Source organism: Mesorhizobium sp. M6A.T.Cr.TU.014.01.1.1, assembly GCF_004022765.1.
Taxonomy (GTDB): Bacteria; Pseudomonadota; Alphaproteobacteria; order Rhizobiales; family Rhizobiaceae; genus Mesorhizobium; species Mesorhizobium mediterraneum.
The window spans coordinates 1-378 of sequence record NZ_RZPG01000165.1; the positions used below are offsets into that span (position 1 = coordinate 1).

The 378-nt window shown below is 66.1% G+C and carries 1 protein-coding gene; it reads left to right on the forward strand.

Annotated features, from left to right (window positions below):
- Positions 1-269: GFA family protein (locus EN885_RS33435; RefSeq protein WP_164897999.1), on the forward strand; the 269-nt coding region annotated here is incomplete at its 5' end.
- Positions 270-378 lie beyond the last annotated feature (109 nt).

Sequence of the window (378 nt, forward strand, 5' to 3'; positions counted from 1 at the left end):
GCCAACGTGCCGATATGGCCATCACCGGGGAGGTGAGCACCTGGCGCGTGGCGGGCGCCAGCGGCAACGAAAAAATCCACACCTTCTGTCCAACCTGCGGAACGCCGGTCTTTCTGATACCCGTCGCCATGCCCGAGCTGATAGTGGTCCACGCGGCCAGCCTCGACGATCCCGAACAGTTCAGCCCGCAGATGGTGACCTACACGAGCCACGGCCATGCCTGGGACAAGATGGATCCGTCCTTGCAGGCGGTCGAGCGAATGCCGTAGTGGAACGCGTCCGCCGGTCGGCCCGCGATCTGCCCTCGCGCCTTCAGGCGCGATGCTCTTGGCCGATCAGCCGGCTCGCCGCTGTCTTGGCCATGGCGTCGGCCAGCTC